At 61.3% G+C, this 617-nt stretch carries 1 protein-coding gene; it reads right to left on the bottom strand.

What is annotated here, in order from left to right:
* Positions 1-617: hypothetical protein (locus tag C442_RS22550; RefSeq protein WP_008313429.1), on the bottom strand; the 617-nt coding region annotated here is incomplete at both ends.

Here is a 617-nt window from a genome sequence, read left to right on the forward strand (position 1 = left end):
ATCTCGACCCGGCGACGGTGTTTGCATCGCTCGGCCTCATCGGGACAACTGCACGTCTCCTCAAGCACATCCACCTCGTACCGGCTATCCGACGCTGAGTGAACCTCGTAGCGACCGGGCTTCGCGAGGAAGGAAACGTCGATATCTTCCTGCTTCGCTCGCTTCGTACGCGGTTCATCCTTGGAGGTGACGGCCAAGGGGTCCTCTTTGGGGTCCGTGACGCCGCCGTCGTCGAACCGGACCTGCATGACTCCGCCGTCAGCGACTGCTTTGCTGGGTTCGCCGTCGACGTGCAACCCGAACTGGTCATCGAGAGCGTCGTCGTCAACCCACTGCGGGATGGGGCGCTCGCCGGTCGCGAAGGCGACTCGCTTCTGGTGCTTGCACTCTTTGTCGGGGTTGTACTGCTTCCACTTGCACTCACAACTCCCTGTTCGAGTGTCGACAAGGTACTCTGAACCGGAGCCAGAGTTGACCAGGAAGAGGTCGTCGGCGTTTCGTGCCCGACCAATTGAGTCTAACACGGTCATGACTTCGGTCAGCGCCCGAACGGTCCGGTTGTTCGGGTTAGCCTCCTCCAGTTCGCTCTCGTCGATGCTGCTGGCGTCGCTACGGGA

Source organism: Haloarcula amylolytica JCM 13557 (assembly GCF_000336615.1).
GTDB classification, from domain to species: Archaea; Halobacteriota; Halobacteria; order Halobacteriales; family Haloarculaceae; genus Haloarcula; species Haloarcula amylolytica.